The 675-nt window shown below is 63.7% G+C and carries 1 protein-coding gene; it reads right to left on the bottom strand.

The features are described 5' to 3' along the window. Positions 1-56: 56 nt before the first annotated feature. Positions 57-675 (bottom strand): GntR family transcriptional regulator (locus tag EN925_RS38475; RefSeq protein WP_164894810.1); only part of this gene is annotated, 619 nt, incomplete at its 5' end.

The raw sequence follows: 675 nt of genomic DNA, 5'->3' as shown, positions 1-675 counted from the left end.
GCAGACACTTTCTTCAAGGCCCTTCGACGGGTTGGATAGGCTGAACTCACCGGGATCTAGACCAGGCGAAGTTTATCTCGAGCGATCTGCCAAGCCGATTCGACATGTCGCCGTGCCGCCGCTTCCGCCTCATCGGGCTTGCGCGACCTTATCGCGTCCATGATCTCGTTCATCTCGCTGATCGCAGGCTCGCGGCGGTTCTCCGAAAGAATGGTCATCGAACGAAGCTGATTGATTCGGACATTCAGCCCCCTGACGATTTCCCAGGCGACACGCTTGTCGGCGGCCTCGAACAGCGCCTCGTAGAATTTCGTCGTCGCCCGCATCACTGCCGGCGGCGTCGCCGACGCCCATGCCCCGAACAAGTCCGCCAGCGCGCGTTCGAGCGTTGCCAGTTGCTCGCCGGTGGCCGACAGGGCGCAGGCGCGTGCCGCAATGCCTTCAAGCAGTGCCCTCAACTCATAGATCTCGTCGGTGCGGCCAAGATCCGGCCTGGCTACGGCCGGCCCGTGCCCAGGGATCATCTGCACGAGCCCCTCGGCCTCCAGTTGCCGCAGCACCTCGCGCACGACGGAACGGCTGACGCCAAGCTGGTCGCAAAGCGGCCGCTCGACCAACCTTTCGCCAGGCTGGAAGTGGAAATCCATGATGGCTTCGCGCATGCGCTCCAGCGCC

This window comes from Mesorhizobium sp. M7A.F.Ca.US.006.04.2.1 (assembly GCF_004022915.1).
In the GTDB taxonomy this organism is placed as follows: Bacteria; Pseudomonadota; Alphaproteobacteria; order Rhizobiales; family Rhizobiaceae; genus Mesorhizobium; species Mesorhizobium ciceri.
The sequence above is the reverse complement of the archived record's forward strand: the minus strand, read 5'-3'. Positions and strand labels throughout refer to the sequence as shown.